The sequence below is a fragment of the Vreelandella azerica genome (genome assembly GCF_013112225.1).
Taxonomy (GTDB): domain Bacteria; phylum Pseudomonadota; class Gammaproteobacteria; order Pseudomonadales; family Halomonadaceae; genus Vreelandella; species Vreelandella azerica.
On record NZ_JABFHI010000001.1, the window covers coordinates 521,068 to 540,454 of the forward strand.

General features: G+C 52.8%; 18 protein-coding genes, 1 other RNA gene and 6 pseudogenes. 16 read left to right on the top strand and 9 right to left on the bottom strand.

Annotated features, from left to right (window positions below; all coding sequences use genetic code 11):
• Nucleotides 1-2: 2 nt before the first annotated feature.
• Nucleotides 3-659 (top strand): ATP phosphoribosyltransferase, encoded by a 657-nt coding sequence (gene hisG / locus HLB35_RS02515; protein WP_171701366.1) that lies wholly within the window; start codon nt 3-5, stop codon nt 657-659.
• Nucleotides 660-698: 39 nt separating this feature from the next.
• On the top strand, nt 699-2,018 hold the full coding sequence (gene hisD, locus HLB35_RS02520; protein WP_171701367.1) for a histidinol dehydrogenase: 1,320 nt from the start codon (nt 699-701) through the stop codon (nt 2,016-2,018).
• A 90-nt stretch (nt 2,019-2,108) separates the two neighbouring features.
• Here the strand turns inward: hisD and HLB35_RS02525 are convergent, their stop codons facing one another.
• Nucleotides 2,109-3,374 carry a trypsin-like peptidase domain-containing protein gene (locus HLB35_RS02525; RefSeq protein WP_171701368.1) on the bottom strand — a complete coding sequence of 422 codons (1,266 nt, stop codon included), beginning with the start codon at nt 3,372-3,374 and terminating at the stop codon, nt 2,109-2,111.
• Nucleotides 3,375-3,591: 217 nt separating this feature from the next.
• On the opposite strand from HLB35_RS02525, the pseudogene HLB35_RS02530 reads away from it, so the two are divergent.
• Nucleotides 3,592-4,358 (top strand): annotated as a pseudogene (locus tag HLB35_RS02530) (Nif3-like dinuclear metal center hexameric protein).
• An 86-nt stretch (nt 4,359-4,444) separates the two neighbouring features.
• On the opposite strand, the gene HLB35_RS02535 reads toward HLB35_RS02530, so the two are convergent.
• Nucleotides 4,445-4,912: a ZapG family protein gene (locus tag HLB35_RS02535; RefSeq protein ID WP_171701369.1), complete on the bottom strand. Its 468-nt coding sequence runs from the start codon at nt 4,910-4,912 to the stop codon at nt 4,445-4,447.
• A 232-nt stretch (nt 4,913-5,144) separates the two neighbouring features.
• On the opposite strand from HLB35_RS02535, the pseudogene zapE reads away from it, so the two are divergent.
• From zapE to HLB35_RS02575, 8 genes and pseudogenes are all read left to right on the top strand, one after another.
• Nucleotides 5,145-6,293: pseudogene (zapE, locus tag HLB35_RS02540) on the top strand (cell division protein ZapE).
• Between the two features lie 203 nt (nt 6,294-6,496).
• Nucleotides 6,497-6,923 (top strand): annotated as a pseudogene (gene rplM, locus HLB35_RS02545) (50S ribosomal protein L13).
• A gap of 13 nt (nt 6,924-6,936) precedes the next feature.
• Nucleotides 6,937-7,326, top strand: a complete 390-nt coding sequence (gene rpsI, locus HLB35_RS02550) for a 30S ribosomal protein S9 (RefSeq protein WP_171701370.1) — start codon at nt 6,937-6,939, stop codon at nt 7,324-7,326.
• A gap of 208 nt (nt 7,327-7,534) precedes the next feature.
• Nucleotides 7,535-8,134, top strand: coding sequence for a ubiquinol-cytochrome c reductase iron-sulfur subunit (gene petA, locus HLB35_RS02555; RefSeq protein ID WP_171701371.1), 600 nt, complete (start codon nt 7,535-7,537; stop codon nt 8,132-8,134).
• The gene (locus HLB35_RS02560; protein WP_171701372.1) at nt 8,134-9,393 is read left to right on the top strand and encodes a cytochrome b; all 1,260 of its coding nucleotides are present in this window, start codon (nt 8,134-8,136) and stop codon (nt 9,391-9,393) included. The genes petA and HLB35_RS02560 overlap by 1 nt, the downstream gene beginning before the upstream one ends.
• Nucleotides 9,393-10,160, top strand: a complete 768-nt coding sequence (locus tag HLB35_RS02565; protein ID WP_171701373.1) for a cytochrome c1 — start codon at nt 9,393-9,395, stop codon at nt 10,158-10,160. The genes HLB35_RS02560 and HLB35_RS02565 overlap by 1 nt, the downstream gene beginning before the upstream one ends.
• 155 nt (nt 10,161-10,315) lie before the next feature.
• The gene (sspA, locus tag HLB35_RS02570) at nt 10,316-10,942 is read left to right on the top strand and encodes a stringent starvation protein SspA (RefSeq protein WP_171701374.1); all 627 of its coding nucleotides are present in this window, start codon (nt 10,316-10,318) and stop codon (nt 10,940-10,942) included.
• Between the two features lie 62 nt (nt 10,943-11,004).
• Nucleotides 11,005-11,532 carry a ClpXP protease specificity-enhancing factor gene (locus tag HLB35_RS02575; RefSeq protein WP_171701588.1) on the top strand — a complete coding sequence of 176 codons (528 nt, stop codon included), beginning with the start codon at nt 11,005-11,007 and terminating at the stop codon, nt 11,530-11,532.
• Nucleotides 11,533-11,629: 97 nt separating this feature from the next.
• On the opposite strand, the gene HLB35_RS02580 is transcribed toward HLB35_RS02575, so the two are convergent.
• The 7 genes and pseudogenes from HLB35_RS02580 to HLB35_RS18115 all read right to left on the bottom strand — a co-directional run bounded on the left by HLB35_RS02580 (nt 11,630) and on the right by HLB35_RS18115 (nt 14,849).
• Nucleotides 11,630-12,202 (bottom strand): BON domain-containing protein, encoded by a 573-nt coding sequence (locus HLB35_RS02580; RefSeq protein WP_171701375.1) that lies wholly within the window; start codon nt 12,200-12,202, stop codon nt 11,630-11,632.
• A gap of 167 nt (nt 12,203-12,369) precedes the next feature.
• Entirely contained in the window at nt 12,370-12,963 is a 594-nt protein-coding gene (locus HLB35_RS02585; RefSeq protein ID WP_171701376.1) for a phosphoheptose isomerase, read from the bottom strand.
• A 22-nt stretch (nt 12,964-12,985) separates the two neighbouring features.
• Complete coding sequence (locus tag HLB35_RS02590) at nt 12,986-13,360, bottom strand: YraN family protein (protein ID WP_171701377.1); 375 nt, start codon at nt 13,358-13,360, stop codon at nt 12,986-12,988.
• On the bottom strand, nt 13,347-14,078 hold the full coding sequence (locus tag HLB35_RS18100) for a penicillin-binding protein activator (RefSeq protein ID WP_328730978.1): 732 nt from the start codon (nt 14,076-14,078) through the stop codon (nt 13,347-13,349). The genes HLB35_RS02590 and HLB35_RS18100 overlap by 14 nt, the downstream gene beginning before the upstream one ends.
• Nucleotides 14,078-14,206: pseudogene (locus tag HLB35_RS18105) on the bottom strand (hypothetical protein); the annotation flags it as partial. The gene HLB35_RS18100 and the pseudogene HLB35_RS18105, both read right to left, overlap by 1 nt.
• Nucleotides 14,191-14,598, bottom strand: coding sequence for a hypothetical protein (locus tag HLB35_RS18110; RefSeq protein WP_328730857.1), 408 nt, complete (start codon nt 14,596-14,598; stop codon nt 14,191-14,193). The pseudogene HLB35_RS18105 and the gene HLB35_RS18110, both read right to left, overlap by 16 nt.
• 77 nt (nt 14,599-14,675) lie before the next feature.
• Nucleotides 14,676-14,849: a hypothetical protein gene (locus tag HLB35_RS18115; protein WP_328730859.1), complete on the bottom strand. Its 174-nt coding sequence runs from the start codon at nt 14,847-14,849 to the stop codon at nt 14,676-14,678.
• A 184-nt stretch (nt 14,850-15,033) separates the two neighbouring features.
• Between HLB35_RS18115 and rsmI the strand changes: the two genes are divergently transcribed.
• From rsmI to HLB35_RS02620, 5 genes and pseudogenes are all read left to right on the top strand, one after another.
• A complete protein-coding gene (rsmI, locus tag HLB35_RS02600; protein ID WP_171701378.1) occupies nt 15,034-15,906 on the top strand; it encodes a 16S rRNA (cytidine(1402)-2'-O)-methyltransferase in 873 nt (290 codons plus the stop codon).
• A 32-nt stretch (nt 15,907-15,938) separates the two neighbouring features.
• An RNA gene (gene rnpB / locus HLB35_RS02605) (RNase P RNA component class A) lies at nt 15,939-16,290 on the top strand.
• Nucleotides 16,291-16,390: 100 nt separating this feature from the next.
• A pseudogene (rsmH, locus tag HLB35_RS02610) lies at nt 16,391-17,346 on the top strand (16S rRNA (cytosine(1402)-N(4))-methyltransferase RsmH).
• A gap of 39 nt (nt 17,347-17,385) precedes the next feature.
• The gene (gene ftsL, locus HLB35_RS02615; RefSeq protein WP_235936946.1) at nt 17,386-17,685 is read left to right on the top strand and encodes a cell division protein FtsL; all 300 of its coding nucleotides are present in this window, start codon (nt 17,386-17,388) and stop codon (nt 17,683-17,685) included.
• A pseudogene (locus tag HLB35_RS02620) lies at nt 17,682-19,387 on the top strand (peptidoglycan D,D-transpeptidase FtsI family protein). The gene ftsL and the pseudogene HLB35_RS02620 overlap by 4 nt, the downstream one beginning before the upstream one ends.

A 19,387-nucleotide genomic window follows, 5' to 3' on the forward strand; every position in this document is an offset into this window, starting at 1 on the left:
AGATGAGTAAGCAATTGATTCTAGCGCTCTCCAAAGGGCGAATTCTGCAGGAAACCTTGCCGCTATTGGCCGACGCTGGCATTACCCCTCTTGAAGATCTGGGTAAAAGTCGCAAGTTGTTATTTGATACCAATCTGCCTGAGGTGAAGCTGGTTGTTATCCGGGCGACTGATGTGCCCACCTATGTACAGCTAGGGGCCGCGGACCTTGGGGTGGCTGGCAAGGATGTCCTGCTTGAGCATGGTGAGCAGGGGCTTTATGAGCCACTGGATCTGGAAATTGCCCGCTGCAAGCTGATGACCGCTGGTATCAAGGGAGAATTGCCAGGGCATGCCCGTCGCCGCGTGGCCACCAAGTTTGTTGACGTTGCACGGCGCTACTATGCCGAGCAGGGTATTCAGGCCGAGGTGATCAAGCTTTACGGCGCCATGGAGCTTGCCCCCTTGATGAATCTGGCGGATGAAATTGTCGATATTGTGGATACCGGTAATACCCTACGAGCTAACGGCATGGAGCCACGCGAGCTGATCGCAACTATCAGCACCCGGTTGGTTGTCAATAAGGCCGCCATGACCATGAAGCACCGCCAGATCAAGCCGCTCATTGAGCGCCTGCGAGCGGCGGTCGTTGATCGTCAAAGTACGGCTGTCAGCAACTGATCCACGAGAGCGAATCCGTTATCCATGAGTGAGGTAGCCATGAGCGAAACCATGAGTATGTCATCGGTGGCACGTCTTGCGACCCGTGACGCCGATTTTGATCAGCGCCTTGACGCCTTGCTGGACTGGGAAGGCGTTTCAGATCGCGCTGTCCAGCAGCGCGTAGAAGATATCCTTCACCAGGTCAAGCAGCGCGGCGACGCGGCCGTTGTTGAAGCGACCAATCGCTTTGACCGCCTATCGGTATCCTCCATGCAGGAGCTGTGTCTGTCGCAGGAGCAGCTGGAAACCGCCTATCATGCGCTACCGGCTGACCAGCGCGAGGCACTGGCGGATGCCGCCGAGCGTATTCGTCGCTATCACGAGCATCAGAAACCGTCATCCTGGCAGTACACAGAAGACGACGGGACTGTCTTGGGTCAGCAGGTGACGCCGCTTGATCGGGCGGGAATTTACGTGCCCGGAGGTAAGGCGTCCTATCCGTCATCAGTGTTGATGAACGCGATTCCAGCGCATGTGGCCGGGGTCAGGGAAATCGTCATGGTGGTACCCACCCCAGATGGCATTCTCAACGATATGGTGCTGGCGGCCGCTTACTTGGCCGGTGTGGATCACGTCTTCACTATTGGTGGCGCCCAGGCGGTTGCCGCCATGGCTTACGGCACCGAAAGCGTTCCACGGGTCGATAAGATTGTTGGCCCCGGCAATATCTACGTGGCAACTGCCAAGCGTGCGGTATTTGGCCAGGTTGGGATCGATATGATCGCCGGACCGTCAGAGATTCTGGTGATTTGTGACGGCCAGACCCATCCTGACTGGATTGCCATGGATCTGTTCTCCCAGGCGGAGCACGACGAAGACGCTCAGGCGATTTTGGTCAGCTGGGATGAGGAGCATCTGAACGCGGTCGAAGAGGCCATTGAGCGCCTGATGCCAACGCTGGAGCGCCATGAGATTGTGCGTGCCTCAATGCGCAAGCGGGGTGCCCTGATTCAATGTGAGAACCAGCAGGAAGCCCTGGCATTGATCAACCGGATTGCCCCCGAACACCTGGAGCTTTCAGTGAGCGACCCAGACGCCTGGCTACCCGAGATTCGCCACGCCGGTGCGATTTTCATGGGACGTTATACAGCAGAAGCACTGGGTGATTATTGCGCCGGCCCAAATCATGTGCTGCCGACCTCTGGCACTGCGCGCTTTTCATCGCCGCTTGGCGTGTATGATTTCCAGAAACGTTCGTCGATCATTCACTGCTCGGCTGATGGCGCCAGTACCCTGGGCGAGGTGGCGTCAGTGCTGGCCAGGGGTGAGTCACTGACGGCCCATGCTCGCTCTGCGGAGTATCGTCTGAAGCGCTAGGGGGACAAGCAATCAGTCCAAACTTACTGCCAAGACAGCACAGGCCACCTTAGGGTGGCCTGTTTATTTTCGGGGTTAGGCGAAAGAGCCTTATTCTTTTACGTTCTGTGCGTTTGGCTCTTCGACCGGCACACTGGGAATGGGGCGTTCTGCAACCTCAAGAGTCAGATCCTGGCGTTCCCCATTTCTGACAATCGTGACGGGCAGGCGAGTGCCCGGTTTGATGGCGGCAATATTGCTCATGGTGGCGCGAGCATCAAGTACCGGTTGACCATCCACAGCCAGCAATACATCGCCTGGCTGCAAACCCGCCTTGTCCGCCGGGCCACCTTTGATGGCACCGGCAATGATCATGCCTTGGGGGTTGCGTAACCCAAAGGAGGCGGCCAGTTCTCTTGACAGGGTCTGCGCTTCGATACCCAACCAGCCACGAATGACCCGCCCCTGAGTGACCAGTTCATTCAACACGCTATGGGCCAGGTTGGCAGGAATGGCAAAGCCGATCCCCTGTGACCCACCTGAGCGGGAAAAAATGGCGGTATTGATACCCACCAGGGCGCCGTTAGGGGGTTCCAAAGCGCCGCCTGAATTGCCGGGGTTGATAGCAGCATCGGTCTGAATGAAATCTTCATAGGCGTTAATGCCAAGATGACTTCTCCCAGTGGCGCTGATAATACCCATGGTCACGGTCTGACCAACGCCAAAGGGGTTGCCGATGGCCAGGGCAACATCCCCAACGGCAGTGTTTTCTGAGTTGCTAAGCTTGATCACCGGCAGGTTATCCAGAGGAATGCGTAGCACCGCCAGGTCACTTTCCGGATCAGTGCCGATCACTTCAGCAATGGACTCGCGTCCATCGCGTAACGCGACCTGAATTTTGTCAGCTCCGTTGATGACATGATGGTTAGTCAGCACATAGCCATCCGGGCTGACGATAACGCCAGAGCCGAGACTGGATAGCATGCGCTGCTGGCTGGTGGCATCATCACCATTAAAGAACTGCTCGAAAAAAGGGTCGGAGCGCAAGGGGTGGTTGTCGCGGTTGACCACCCGTGAAGAATAGATATTAACCACAGCAGGTGCGGCTGTACTGACCGCATGGGAATAGCTGACGGGGCCTGTATCACGGCTTAGCGGTGCAGCCTGGGTAATCTCTGGTATGGGTCGCTTTGGAGGGCTGCGGTCAGAGCCGACGGTCGAGACAAAGGCTCTGCCTTCAGACGGCGGCGTGGTGGTAGTGCGTTCCTGCGGAGTAAAAGGATTAGGAATCTGCTCAGGAAACAACGCCAACAGTAACACCGCCAGTAATATGCCAATGATAACAGGGCCAATATACAGCGTTACATAGCGGTGCATGAATTCTTCCTTGCAGTTAAAGCCTAGTTGAAAATAGTGTTGAATCACAGCTCGCTTTGACTAACCGCGACAGCTGCTGCGATTTAAAGTAAGTATCATAACATTACATCAAGGGTGATTTGTGCATAGCAAAAACTAAGTTTAGCGATGCTGATTGACGTAATGTTCGTTTAGGCTAAACCCTATGATTCAACGTAGCAGGAGTGAGAATAGCGCAATGATTGAACATGAACGCTTGGTAGCGGTCTGTGATCAGGAGCTTAAGGCACCTGACTTCAAGGATTACACGCTTAATGGCCTGCAGATAGAAGGGCGCGGTGAGATACGACGATTGCTTAGCGGTGTGACGGCCTGTCAGGCACTGCTGGATGAAGCCGTTGAATGGCAAGCTGATGCAGTTTTGGTTCATCATGGTTACTTCTGGAAAAACGAACCCGTTGCATTGACCGGTATGAAGCAGCGCCGGATTCGCACCGTGTTAGCCAATGATATCAATCTGTTGGCCTATCACCTGCCTCTCGATGCGCATCCTGTACTGGGTAACAATGCTCAACTTGCCAAGCGATTTGGCTGGCAGTTTGAACGTTGCCTGGACGGAGAGCAGGGCGAAGGCCTGCTATGGCTTGGGCATACAGCAAAACCATGCACCTTGGCAGAGCTTGAAGTTCAGACGGCAAAGGTGTTGAACCGTGCACCGCTAACGATTGAATCAGCCGCGCCAGAGCCAAACGTATTGAGCGAATTGCCTGGTGTACAGGGGGAGCGCAGGACATGATTATCCAGGCATTTGAAGGAGGTGCCCAGGCGTTTGTGTCAGGTGAAATTTCCGAGCGTACAACACATCTGGCGCGGGAAATGGGTGTTCACTACATTGCGGCTGGGCATCATGCGACCGAGCGCTATGGGGTTGAAGCGCTGGGTGAATGGTTGGCGTCTCAGTTTGCGATAGAGCATCGCTTTGTGGATATTGATAATCCCGCATGACGTGCAGGAGCTGAACTGGCGCTGAGGGTGCTAGCCAGTTCAGCTATGATGCACCTATCAATGATTCATTTATAAATAATACTGGTTCAGTAGCGAGGTGGTTGAGGCGCCTGCTCGCGCTCTTTCAGGCCGAAGTCTTCTGAAAGAGTGCCGCTTTTGCCGTCAGCATAATCGCGGGGTACACCGGCTTCCAGGGTGCTGTCCGCTGCTTTTAGAATCGAAGGCTCTGATGAGCTCTTTTGAGTGGCGCTGCTCAGATTCAGACGTTGGAGTTTTTCATCATCCAGCTGCCAGTATCGGGCTTCCTGTGCCAGCTGTTGTTCAAGCTGGTGTGCGGTAGTTCGCAAAGTGTTAATATGCTGATGGGCATCGAGCAGATGGGTTCCCATGCGCGCTTTGAGCTCCTCAACCTGGCGTTCGCTTTCCAGTAGCTTCTGTTGCATCAGGTTACTTTCACGATGGTTTCTGCTGAGCAAACGATAGCCGAAAACACCAAAAATAATGCCTACCACGACGCCTGACAGAGCAAATATCAGTTCAGAACTTGCTTGCACACTTATCTCCTAACGTCTGGGAATACAATGCGCCGATTAGAACGGCTCATCAATTGGTTACCAAGCTATTATAGTCGCCATCAAGACGTTGAGGTCAATCCATGATGTGCGTTATTAGACGCCAGCGTATAAACTCTTGCCATTAAAATAGCTGGTAACAAAATGGACTGCCGTTGGTACTGCTAAGGCTGGTCAAACCAGCAACCTCTGAACTGTTGCCTATGGAGACACTGTGACAAGATTTGCAACCCCCATAGAACGGTATCGTGCTGATCTGCAGCGTGATGATTTTCAGTATGATGCTGCTCAGCAAGCCGCTGTTGAACACCTGCAACGGCTGTATGATGATTTGGTGACGGCTCGGCTACAGTCCTCGGCACCTGCTGGTGGCAAAGGTGTCAAGGCGCGCCTGACAAGCTGGTTCGGGAGGGGAGCGCTAGTAACTCTTCCTTGGCTAACGAGCCCGCTTTCCAAGGGCTTTATTTTTGGGGAGGGGTTGGGAGAGGGAAAACTTATCTGGTGGATACTTTTTATGAGTCTCTGCCATTTGCTGACAAGATGCGTACCCATTTTCATCGCTTCATGCAGCGAGTTCATAATGAGCTCAATCACTATAAAGGTGAAAAGAATCCTCTTCAGCTGATTGCAGGAAAGTTCGCCGCCGAGGCGCGTCATCTGCTTTGACGAATTTTTTGTCAAGGACATTACCGATGCCATGATACTGGCCAATCTGCTTGAAGCCTTGTTCGAGAAGGGGGTTGTGTTGGTGGCTACCTCAAATATTGTTCCCGATGACCTATATAAGGACGGCTTGCAGCGAGCGCGTTTCATACCTGCTATCGATCTTCTGAACCGACACTGTGAGGTGGTTAATGTTGATTCAGGGATTGATTACCGTCTGCGAGCCCTCGAACGCGCCGAAATATTCCATTCCCCACTGGATGAAGCGGCGGAAGTCGAATTGCTGCGCAGTTTCCGCGAAATCTCCGGCCACGAAGGGGAGGTGGACGTTCCGTTGGAGGTGAATCATCGTACTATCAAGGCCAAGCGCCTGCATGATGACGTGCTCTGGTGCGAGTTTCTGGAGCTCTGTGATGGCCCGCGTAGCCAGAATGACTATATTGAGCTTGCCCGGGAATTCCACACTGTACTGGTTTCCAATGTCAATCAGATGGGCGCCAGTAACGAAGACCAGGCCAGGCGCTTTATCAATATGGTGGATGAGTTCTATGACCGTGGCGTTAAGTTGCTGATGTCAGCCCAAGTGCCGATTGATGAATTGTATACCGACGGCAGGCTGAACTTTGAGTTTCAGCGAACGCTGTCACGTCTTCAGGAAATGCAGTCACATGATTATTTGGCGCTGGCGCACAAGCCTTGAAGGCTTGCATGGGCTGACCTTGGATAAAAAAATCGGGCTGAGGGTTAACTTGTACGGGCGACTCCTGTAATATGCCGCCTCGCTTGATGTTGTTGTGATGTGCAGGCAGTAGTGCACATTTTAGCAACCAAAAAAATAGGGATGGTATCTGGCCTGATAAAGGGACACAGATACCCAATCAACTTTAATTGGTGATTTCATCCATGAAGACGTTCAGTGCTAAGCCGCAGTCCGTCCAGCGCGACTGGTATGTTGTCGATGCTACGGACAAGACGCTCGGTCGTCTGGCAACCAATTGCTCGCCGCCTGCGTGGCAAGCATAAGCCCGAATTTACACCTCACGTTGATACTGGTGACTACATTGTCGTCATCAACGCTGAGAAAGTACATGTCACGGGTAACAAGGCTAAGGCCAAGACTTACTACCGTCACACTGGTTACCCGGGTGGCCTGCGCTCCATGACGTTTGACAAGATGCTTGATCATGCGCCTGAGCGTATCATTGAGTCAGCTGTCAAAGGCATGCTGCCGAAAGGGCCGCTAGGTCGCGCCATGTACTCTAAACTTAAAGTCTATGCTGGCGCCGAGCATCCGCACACTGCACAGCAGCCGCTTGAACTGAACATTTAAGGAAATCTTCGCCATGACACAGCAGTATTACGGTACCGGGCGCCGCAAGACTTCCACCGCCCGTGTTTTCCTGAAGCCGGGTTCCGGCAAGATCACCGTGAATAACCGCGAACTAGATCAGTACTTTGGTCGCGTTACCGGTCGTATGGTGGTTCGCCAGCCACTGGAACTTACTGATACGCTTAACCAGTTTGACGTCTACGTCACTGTTGAAGGCGGTGGTGGTTCTTCACAGGCTGGGGCGATTCGTCACGGTATTACCCGTGCGCTGATGGTCTACAATGAAGACCTGCGTCCTGCGCTGCGTGAAGCCGGTTATGTAACCCGCGATGCTCGCCAGGTTGAACGTAAGAAAGTCGGCCTTCGCAAAGCGCGTCGTCGTCCTCAGTTCTCAAAGCGTTAATTCCAGCGTTATTCAGTACAACGCTCAGGTCACGCGCCTGGGCGTTTTTTTATGCAATATCATAAAGTTACATAGCATCTACCACCATGGTCAATGGCGGTTGTTCTTGTGTAATGCGCTTTGTTTTTTTAACATAGACAATATTTGATATTCGTCGTCACGGTATACTCTGGTGGCGGTACGGGTAAGCTGATGGGAGAAACCAGAAATGGCAGATAACGGCGTAAACAAAGGTCGGCGCCGCTTCCTTGTTGGTGCCACCTCCGTAGTGGGTGCGGTGGGCGCTGTTGGGGTTGCGGTTCCCTTCGTGGCTTCTTGGCAGCCTAGTGCCAAGGCAAAGGCGGCAGGTGCACCCGTTCGAGCAGATATTTCAAAGCTTGAAGTTGGGCAGCGTATGACGGTGGAATGGCGTGGTAAGCCAGTATGGATCATCAACCGCTCTGCTGAAATGATCGAGCGGACTGAGGCGCTGGACACCGGCCGTCTGGCAGATCCTGATTCATCAGTGCCGCAGCAGCCTGCATACGTGACGGGTACGCTGCGTTCCGTCAAGCGTGAGATCGGCGTATTGATTGGTATCTGTACGCATTTGGGGTGCTCACCATTGTATCGCCCTGAACCGGATGCTGAAGGTGTAGGTGTCGACAATTGGCCGGGTGGTTTCTTTTGCCCGTGCCATGGTTCACGCTTTGACCTGGCTGGGCGCGTCTTTACCGGTGTGCCTGCTCCTACCAACCTCGAAGTGCCGCCATACCGCTTCGAGAATGACGATTTTATTATCGTTGGCGAAGATGAGGAGGCTGCCTGATGGCTAACCCGAACAAGGCTAAAGCAGAAAGCGGTATCATGCGCTGGGTGGATGACCGCTTTCCTGCGACCCAGATGATGCAGGATCATCTGACCAAATATTACGCTCCCAAGAACTTTAACTTCCTGTACCTCTTTGGCGTGCTGGCGCTCCTGGTATTGATCAACCAGATCCTGACCGGCGTGTGGCTGACCATGAGTTACAATCCTTCTGCTGAAGGTGCCTTTGCTTCTATTGAATACATCATGCGTGATGTGGAATGGGGCTGGTTGATACGCTACATGCACACGACGGGTGCATCGGCATTTTTTGTCGTTATCTATATGCACATGTTTCGTGCCTTGATGTACGGCTCTTATAAAGCGCCGCGCGAACTGGTATGGATATTTGGTATGACCATCTATCTTGCACTGATGGCCGAAGCCTTCATGGGCTATCTGCTGCCGTGGGGTCAGATGTCTTACTGGGGCGCCCAGGTTATTATCTCACTGTTCTCTGCCATTCCAGGCATCGGCCCTGATCTTGCCCAGTGGGTGCGTGGTGACTACCTGATCTCAGGTATTACCCTGAACCGCTTCTTTGCACTGCATGTGGTTGCGCTGCCTATTGTTATTCTGGCACTGGTTGTACTGCATATTATTGCCCTGCATGAAGTAGGTTCCAACAACCCGGACGGTGTCGACATCAAGCAGAAGAAAGATGAAACCGGCAAGCCGCTTGATGGCATTGCTTTTCATCCTTATTACACGGTGAAAGACCTCGTCGGTATTGCCATTTTCCTGTTTGTCTTCTGTATTGTGGTCTTCTACTTCCCTGAAGGCGGCGGCTACTTTATAGAGAAGCCCAACTTTGAGCCGGCTAACCCGCTTGTTACGCCTGATCATATTGCACCTGTCTGGTATTTCACGCCGTTCTACGCGATTCTGCGTGCTATTACCTTCTCGCTGTTCGGTCTTGATGCCAAGTTTCTTGGTGTGCTGTTTATGGGTGGAGCCATTGCCATACTGTTCGTACTTCCGTGGCTTGACCGTAGCCCGGTGCGTTCCATGCGCTATAAAGGCTGGATATCCAAGGTGATGCTGGCTCTTTTCTGCATCAGTTTTGTTATTCTTGGGGTGTTGGGGGTTTTACCTTCCACTGAAGGCCGCACTCTGTTAGCCCAGGCATGTACGGCCATGTATTTCGCTTTCTTCCTGCTGATGCCGATCTATACCAGGCTGGAGAAGACTAAACCCGTTCCGGAAAGGGTGACTGGCTAATGAAAAAGCAACTATTTGCACTGCTGTTTGCACTGCTTCCAATAACGGCGTTCGCTGCGGGTGGCGCCAGCGTCCCGCATTCCATGGATCCTGACTTATCCAACAAGGAATCGCTGCAAAATGGCATGAAGTTATATGTCAACTACTGCATGGGTTGTCATTCAATGGAGCATCAGCGTTTTGCGCGCTCAGCAGAGGACATTGGAATCCCGCAGGATCTTGTCGAAGAAAACCTGATCTTTTCGCCGGATCTGGCTTTTAATGATCAAATGCAGATCGCCATGCATGGTGGAGACGGTGAGTCCTGGTTTGGTGTAGCACCGCCTGATCTGTCGCTTATGAGTCGCCTGCGTGGCACAGACTACATTTATTCGTATCTGCTGGGCTTCTATCGCGATCCGAGTCAGCCGCTTGGCGTTAACAATACGGTGCTTGCGGCCTCAGCCATGCCTAATGTGCTTGAGCCATTGCAAGGGGTTCAGGAAATGGTGTGTGCCGAGACAGATCAGCCGGTGGCAGGGCAGTCGCCTGACCCATTGTCTGGTAAGTATCAGTCCTGTGATGTCCTGAAGGTCACTCAGCCAGGAGCCATGGAGCCAGATGAGTTCGAAGAGGCCATTTATGACCTCACCAACTTCCTGGCCTATGCGGGTGAGCCTTCCAAACTGCAGGCTCAAGCATTAGCGCCCAAAGTTCTGATCTTTATCATTATCTTTGGTGTGATTGCTTACTTCCTGAAGCGTGAGTATTGGCGCGATGTTCACTAATTGATCGTTGTCAGATATAAGTAAGATGTAACCGAAAGGCGCATGGCATTTGCTGTGCGCCTTTCGCGTGTTGAGGCAAAGTCTGTTCCCGCTTTTACCCGCTCGCCTTGGTTGCGTGTTATGATGTCAAGTTGATTTGATGTGAGGATGATTTCATGGGTGTTGTGGCCAAACGGTCGTCGATGATCTTCTATTCGGGCAATGATGACCATTTCAGTCATCGTGTGCGTATTGTATTAGCTGAAAAAGGGGTGACGGTGGATATCGTCGATGTTAACGACGAACAGCCACCGCAGGAACTTGCTGAGCTTAACCCTTATAACAGCGTGCCGACATTGCTGGATCGCGATTTGGTACTGTATGAATCCAAGGTGATGATGGAGTATCTGGACGAACGCTTTCCACATCCTCCACTGTTGCCTGTTTATCCTGTGGCGCGGGCGCAAAGCCGTCTATGGATGCATCGCGTAGAACGTGAATGGTGCCCACTGGTGGATACGATTCGCACGGGGAGTAAGAAAGAAGCGGATAAGGCCCGGAAGGAATTACGTGAAAGCCTGGTGGGTATTTCACCTATCTTTGAAGACATGCCTTTCTTCATGAGTGATGAATTTACCTTGGTTGACTGTTGCCTGGCGCCGATTCTTTGGCGATTGCCTGAGCTTAATATTGAGCTACCTGAGAAGCAGGTGCAGCCGTTGATTGATTACATGACGCGGGTTTTTGAGCGTGAAACCTTTCAGGCAGCATTGAACGAGTTTGAAAAAGAGATGCGCGCTTAACACACATTAACCGCGCCGTCCTGGAGAGTTCGGGGGTGCGGGCATTAAAACAGGGGAGCAAGATGCACTCTAGTCGTCCCTATCTGGCAAGAGCACTCTATGAGTGGCTGGTAGATAACGAATTAACGCCTTATTTAGTCGTCGATGCTACTTTGCCTGACGTTGAGGTGCCCCGTCAGTTCGTCCAGAACGGCCAGATTGTGCTGAATGTTGCGCCGAACGCTGTGCGTGACCTTATGATTGAAAATGATGCCATAGGCTTTAATGCCCGTTTTGGTGGCCATCCCATGCAAGTGATGATTCCTGTCCCGGCTTTGATTGCCATCTATGCAAGAGAAAACGGGGCAGGTATGGTTTTTGGCCATGAGCCTGAACTTGATGCACCAGAAGCTGCGCCCAGTGAGCCTGCGGACACGGAAAAAGCAAAGGATGCTGACCAAGAGCATAAACCCGCGCTGTCAATTGCTGAATCATCTTCTGGGCTTGATGACGGTAAAGAGCAAGGCGTTAAGTCTCGGGAAAATAAGCAGGCTGAGACTAAAGACACCAAGAAAGGCAGTAAAAAGCCGACATTACGTGTCATCAAGTAATGGGTTTCCTGTATTCAGTCATTCATAAAAAAGCCTCAGTTAACTGAGGCTTTTTATTGGCAACTAGGTAATGATTTTAGGGATCGGCTGAATCAGGTTAATCCAAATAGTCAAATACCTTGACAATACGCTGAACGCCACGAACAGTGGATACTTCATTAACAATCATATCGGCTTCTGAGCGAGCGACGATGCCCATAAGGTACACACTAGCATTTTCTGTCGTTACCTCGATCTTGGAAGAGTCGATGCGGTTATTGGTTGCCAACTGACTCACTACGTTGGTGGTTATCCAGCTATCAGTCAGGCGTTGGGCGGCAGGTAAGGTGGCTGCAATGGCAAGTTCGTTATGTACCTTGCTGACGCCGCGAATGTCTTGGGTTATTTGTGTGGCGGTTGATTTAAGCTCTTCGCTGGGTACCTGGCCAACCAGTAGCACTTCACCGTTAAATGCATGCGCCTTGATCCTGGCCTGGGCAAGGCGTCTGTCGGCACGTTTAAGCGCACGTTCCACTTCGCTAGCAATTGTATTATCAATCGCCTTAACGTCATTTGAGCGTGTACCGTAATTATTTGGGTTGTGTGCCGTTTGTGTGGCGCAGCCAGTTAATAATAATACGGCGATAATGGCTAAGGCTAGATAAAGACGTGATGAGAGCTTTTGTAACATATTGAAATCCCTGTAAATAAAAACTCATGCCAAGATTGCTTTCAGGCATTGTTGACGTGAATAAAGTTTCTTAATAGTTAACATTCTACACGACAGCAGCTAACGGTGAGCGCTGCAACGTAAATTTAGTCTTTAAAATAACCGAGTCCGCAAAAGAACTGAAGTGGTTAGACGGTTTCACCAAACAGTTGTTCATCAATCAAGTCGCACAGGCAGTGGATAACCAACAAGTGGACTTCCTGAATGCGTGCTGTCGAGGTTGCCGGTACGCGAATCTCACAGTCATCCTGAACTAACAGTGATGCCATATCACCGCCGTCTCTTCCCGTAAGAGCTACGACGGTCATGTCCCTGTCATGGGCGGCCTGGATGGCCTGGACAATATTGGCTGAGTTACCGCTGGTTGAAATCGCCAACAAAATATCGCCAGGTTGACCCAAAGCGCGAATCTGCTTGGAAAATACTTCGTTGTAACTGTAGTCATTGGCAATCGAGGTCAGTGTGGACGTGTCGGTTGTCAGCGCCAGGGCGGGCAGGCTGGGCCGTTCACGTTCAAAGCGGTTCAGTAACTCCGAGGAAAAATGCTGGCTATCACCAGCGCTTCCCCCGTTACCGCAGGTAAGAATCTTACCTTCGCTTACCAGGCACTGCACCATCATCTGGCTTGCGACTTCTATAAAAGGAGGCAAGACCTCACTAGCGTAGGTTTGAGTATCAATACTGGCGTTGAAATGACTGAGTATCCGAGACTGAAAGTCCATCTGGCCTTCCTGTGTTTTAGCATCAAAATGCGTCAAAAGCAGCTTTGACCCATTCAAAGGAAATATTGGGAGGTGTGCCCGTGGCGGCAAGGATATCAAATCGGCAAGGACAAGACAGCGCATGTCGTGCAAGGTAGATCGTAGCTGCATGAACAAGACGGCGCTGCTTTGTTGGAGTTACGCTTTCTAACGGGTGCCCATAACGCCAATTTTCGCGATGTTTGACTTCGACAAAGACCAGAGTGTCGCCGTCCTTCATGATCAGATCCAGCTCGCCACCTTTTACAAACTGATTGCGGCCTATCAGCACCAGACCCTGCTGCTGCAACCAGTTTGCAGCGCACTGCTCAATCAGTGCGCCGCGTGCCCGTGCCGTTTGGGCGTTACGATTCACCATCAGACAGGAAGCTCGGCGTCAGAATCGGGGTGGGAATGCCGTTCTGGAATTTTGCCCATGGCAGCTCACGATAAATCCTGCCGTCGCTTGTCAGGGTTAGCTGCCCGGTAGCGCCGGACATACGCCCATTTTCGGTAAAGTTCTGAATGTTGGCAGCAATTTCGTAAGCATCAACGCCCATGGCCATTAGGCGGAACATCGACATTTCGCCTTCTTCACGAAAACTGCGATAGGACTCGTAATGCGGTAGGACTTCTTCTCCGCCCACCGCCGCATCAGGAATCTGCCAGGGAATGTCGACAAAAAACACATCGTCAAGATCCTGATTCAGACGCGGTTGCAGTGTGCCTTCATGAAGGTGAGAAGTGGCATAAATAGGCAAATCGGATGCGTAGTAATAATCCAGCGTGGGTGGAACCTGGCGTGCATATTCGGGAAGTGCAAGCAAGAAAAGCGCACCAATATCTTCCAGTTGCGCCCGCTCACCCCGGACGTTAAGCGCTGACTTGACGGCGTTGGCAACGGCATCGTCTGGAGCGTAGCTGACCGCATTGGTAACGCTGCCGCCTGCATTGCTCCAGGTATCCCAGAACGCTTCCCCCACCCGGCGACCCCAGTCGTTATCCGGTACCATGATAGCTATCTGGCGGTGGCCGTCTGACCAGGCACGTTGGGCTACCTGGCGTGCTTCATCTTCTGCGGAAAGCCCAAACTGAATTAGTTTTGTGCCTGGTTGCGCTCACTGCGGCCATAGTTAAGCGCCAGAGTGGGCAGGAGAACGCTCTCCTGTGTTTCCAGCGCTGTTACGTCCTGTTTGCTTAAAGGGCCAATTACAAATTCAACCCCTTGCTGGCGGGCTCTTGCATAAAGCTCATCGAGTGAGGAGTCACTGGTATCAAAAAGCTCAGCCGGATGGCGTTATTCTGGAGGTTATGATGTGTTCTGATAACGTCTTCAATAGTTGAGGCAATGTTGCTCAGCGCGCCAGATTCAGGCAGAAAAACGCCTATATGACCTATCTCACCCAAATCACTCAGGCCAAGTTGTTTGGCGTTGAACTGATTGGCGGTGGTCAATGCCCAACGCCTGCGCTCCTGAAGTGTCTGCAGTTGGTCTGCTGCAATACTGGGTTCATCATCAAGGATGTCAGTTGCGCGTAGTACTTCTTCAGGCTGATCAGCAGTCTGTGCCATGGAGGAATAGAATAGTGCCCAGCGAACTCGGTCTTCCATCGACAACAGGCTTTCATCGATGTTGCCTGCTGTTTCAAAAGCTAATGATTGCTGGCCTTGACGGGCAAAAGTGAAAGCTGCCTCTAAGCGTGTTCTGACAGCCTGTTCGGGGCTTGCTGCTCCGCTTCGCGCAGCAGTTGCTCGGCATTGGGAGGCGCGCGGTCAACCACATCAGGCGGTGACGGTTGGCTGGCGCAACCGGCGAGAAAAAGCGCCGTTAATACAATGCTAAATAAGCCACGATATAACTGTTTCATGTATCCTTCCTTAGTTTTCAATGGCGCTACCGCTTTATGGGTGGTACATAAATTAATGGTATACAACAGGTGACGACGCAAGGGCTAACCGGTTTTTAATACATGCGTCGCGCTGTCAGAGGCTGCCATCAACAAATCCGTTTATGACGTCATTTGTCTTAAATAAGTCTGCTCAGGAGTGATGATGACGAAGGTAAAGCTGAACGCAGCATCTCAAGGTACATTGTACGTGGTTGCAACACCAATTGGGAATTTGGAAGACCTTTCCGCACGGGCAGTCAGAGTATTGGGTAGCGTGTCCTTGATTGCGGCAGAAGATACCCGTCATACCGGCCGGTTACTGACGCATCTGGGTATCAATGTCGCCATGTTGTCCTTGCATGATCATAATGAAAAACAGCGCCTTGAGCAGCTTGATGCCTACTTGCTGGCAGGCCAGAGTATTGCACTGGTGAGCGATGCCGGAACGCCATTGATTAGCGACCCGGGTTTTACTCTTGTTCACGAATTGCGCGCGCGTGGGCGCGCCATTGTGCCTGTACCGGGCGCATCGGCTTTGATAACGGCACTGAGTGCTGCCGGTATAGCAACGGATTGCTTCACTTTTGGCGGCTTTTTGCCTGCCAAGCCCAAGTCGCGCCTTCAGGCATTGGAAGCGATCAAGTCCCGTGAAGAAACCCAGGTGTTCTATGAATCACCTCACCGCATCATGCACACCCTGGCGGCAATGGCCGAGGTGCTTGACCAGCGCCGTGTTGTGGTGGCCCGAGAGCTGACTAAAACCTTTGAAACGTTTCTGTCAGGTTCGCCAGCCGCTTTGCTGGCAGAAATGCACAGCGACCCCAATCAGGCGCGAGGTGAATTTGTCATCATGATTGAAGGAGCGCCGACCAGTGAACCGCAAACAGCGCTGGCTTTTTCTGAGGATGCGTTGCTGGAAGCCCTGCTTGGTGAGGGTGTTGGCGTCAAGCAGGGAGCTGCAGTGGCCGCGCGTTTGCTCGGTGGGCGCAAGCAAAACTGGTATACAAAATTGCAGGCAATCAAAAGCGGTGATTGAGGCAGGGCGGGGGCGCTGGTATGCTTGCGCTCGGAGTTGGCCAGACAGTCGCCGCCGCGCCTTGTGTGCGGGGGAGGAAAGTCCGGGCTCCATAGGGCAGAGTGCCAGGTAACGCCTGGGCGGCGTGAGCCGACGGAAAGTGCAGCAGAGAGTAGACCGCCTAAGCCTTTCGAGGCCGGTAAGGGTGAAAGGGTGCGGTAAGAGCGCACCGCACGGCTGGTAACAGTGCGTGGCAAGGTAAACCCCACTCGGAGCAAGACCAAATAGGGACCCAATGGCGTGGCCCGCGCTGGGTCCGGGTAGGTTGCTTGAGCGCTGCGGTGACGTAGCGCCTAGAGGAATGGCTGTCTTAGACAGAACCCGGCTTATCGGCCGACTCCCCTCTTTTATTGATCAATAACATATTAATATGTAAACAATGTTTGCATATGTCACGCTTGTCCTTGCTGACGGGTATCGTGTTTATTTTAAGTGTGAGAACCAGATGTCATCACCCGAAGCGGGAACTACCGCTGACCCCTTTCGTCATACCAGTGTATTGCTGCACGGTGCTATTGATGCCCTGGTGCAGGATGCAAATGGCGTCTATCTTGATGGCACCTTTGGTCGCGGGGGCACTCGCGGCTGATTCTGGAACATTTGAACCCTGACGGGCGTCTTATAGCCCTCGATCGAGACCCCGAAGCCATCAAAGCTGGACTACAGATTACTGATCAACGTTTTTTGCTGGTACAGCGTGATTTTGCCCGTTTAGGTGAAGTGGCGAGAGAACAGGGCGTTCACGGCCAGCTATCCGGCGTCTTGCTGGATATTGGTGTTTCTTCACCACAGCTTGATGATCCTTCACGTGGATTCAGTTTCATGCGCGACGGCCCTCTGGATATGCGTATGGATCCTACCCAGGGTGAAAGCGCTGCCGAATTTCTGGCCCATGCCAGTGAGACGGAAATTGCCCGAGTGTTCAAAACCTACGGCGAAGAGCGTTTTGCCAAGCGGCTGGCCCGTGCGGTGGTTGATCGGCGTTCACAGCGGCCTTTCACGCATACGCTGGATCTGGCCGAGGTTCTGAAAACCGCACACCCAGCTTGGGAAAAGGGCCGCCACCCTGCCACCAAAGCGTTTCAAGGGTTGAGAATTTTTCTTAATGGTGAACTGGAGCAACTGGACGCCGCTCTTGACGAGGCGCTTGAAGCATTGGCACCCGGCGGGCTTCTTGTAGTGATCAGCTTCCACTCTCTGGAAGATCGCCGTGTAAAACGTTTTATTCGCTATCACGTCCGCGGGGATACGCATCTGCCCCGCGGTGTGCCGATCCGAGACAATCAGCTGAACCGTCGCCTGGAAGCCGTTGGTAAAAGCCAGCGATCCAGTGCAGCGGAAGTCGCCGATAACCCGCGTGCCCGCAGTGCTGTGATGCGAGTCGCCAGAAAACGAGCTTAGGACATGGAGAAAGCTGGCCTTAGACAATGGATTATGTCGATGCGTGCAGAGTGGCCTTTCCGCCTGCGCCTGGGGCTGTGGCCCATTTTGACGTGCCTGCTTTTTGCGGCCTGTCTAACGACAGGGTTAGCTATTGTCGCCACCACCCATCAGACACGCATGCAGTTTGCTGAATGGCAGCGCCTGAATCAGGAAAAAAATCAGCTTAATACGGAGTGGGGGCAGTTGTTGCTTGAGGAAAGCACTTGGTCGTCTCCGGTGCGCATTGAGCGTATTGCTGCTGAGCGTTTAGATATGCGTATTCCCGATGTACATGATGTTGAGGTGATTCAGCCGTGACAGTGCAATCTAACCGCGATGTCAGGCGCCACGCTCCAGTAGCTTCGCCATTGCGCGGAGGGCGGTTTTTCCTGGTGATTGTGGCAATCCTGCTAGTAGCGGCTGTATTGATCGGGCGTGTCACTTTGTTGCAGTTGGTTGATCGGCCTTTTTGCAAAGCCAGGGCGATGCCCGAACTTTGCGTCACGAGACTATTCCTGCCCATCGCGGAATGATCACGGATCGTAACGGTGAGCCGCTGGCTATTTCCACACCCGTGGTGACTCTATGGGCAAACCCTCAGGAATTGCCTGAGGATGGCATCCAGCAAGTCGTACTGGCCCGTGAGTTAGGTATCAGCCTGGACGCGCTTCAGTCACGTATTGAGCGTTTTAGTGAACACGAATTCATGTATCTGCGCCGCCATATGACGCCTGACGATGCACAGCGCGTACTTGACCTGCGCATGCCCGGCGTTTATTCCCGGCCAGAGTACAAGCGTTATTATCCAGCCGGTGAGGTGGCAGCGCAGATATTAGGAGTCACCAATGTGGATGATCAGGGGCAGGAGGGCATGGAGCTTGCCTACCAGCCTTACCTCGCTGGACATACCGGCCAACGGCGGATCATTCAGGATCGTCGTGGTCGTCTGGTCAGGGAACTAGGGGTGGTTAAGGAAGCCCAGCCTGGCGGCGAACTGGTGTTATCGATTGACCAGCGCCTGCAGTATATGGCGTACCGGGAATTGCGCAGCGCGGTGCTGAAGAACGAGGCTGACGGTGGTGTTGCCATCATGATGGACGTGCGCAATGGCGAAGTGCTGGCCATGGCCAATTATCCGTCCTATAACCCCAATAATCGCGCTGGACTTGACCCTCAAGGGTTACGCAACCAAGCGGTTGTGGATGTGTTTGAACCAGGTTCGGTCATGAAACCATTGGCGATGATGGCCGTGCTGGAAAGCGGTGAGTTTTCGCCTAATGAGGTGATTGATACATCGCCAGGCTGGATGCGTATTGACCGGTTTACCATTCGTGATATTCGTAACTACGGCAAGCTGGATTTTTCCGGTATTCTGGAAAAATCGTCCAATATTGGTATGTCAAAACTGGCGCTGCAGATGCCTGACACGGCTATCTGGGAAAAATATAATCAACTGGGCTTAGGGCAGGCGCCTGGCACCGGCTTCCCCGGTGAATCTGCAGGCAGCTTGCCTGCGCCGGTTCGCTGGTCGCGCAGTGAGCGAGCAGCACTTTCTTACGGGTACGGGCTATCTGTATCGCCTTTGCAGTTGGCGAGTGCCTACACGGCCATTGCCAATAAGGGCATACGTATGTCGCCTTCCTTGCTGCGCTTGAACGATACTCCGCAAGGAACTCAAGCGGTGGCGCCCGGTGTGGCAGAACAGCTTCTCGGGCTTCTGGAGACCTCGGTAGGTCCCAATACGGGCGGGCGGCGCGCCAGAGTGGAAGGTTATCGCGTTGCTGGCAAAACTGGGACGGTGCGCAAAACAGACGCGTCAGGCTATTCACAAACCGCATATCGGAGTGTTTTTGCGGGCATTGCGCCGGTTTCCGACCCTAGAGTGGTCACGGTTATCATGATTGATCATCCCAAAGCTGGTGATATTTACGGCGGCGCCGTCGCGGCCCCGGTGTTTTCGAGCATCACTGGCAACGCACTCCGCCTGCTGGACGTGCCACCCGATGATGAATCAATTTAA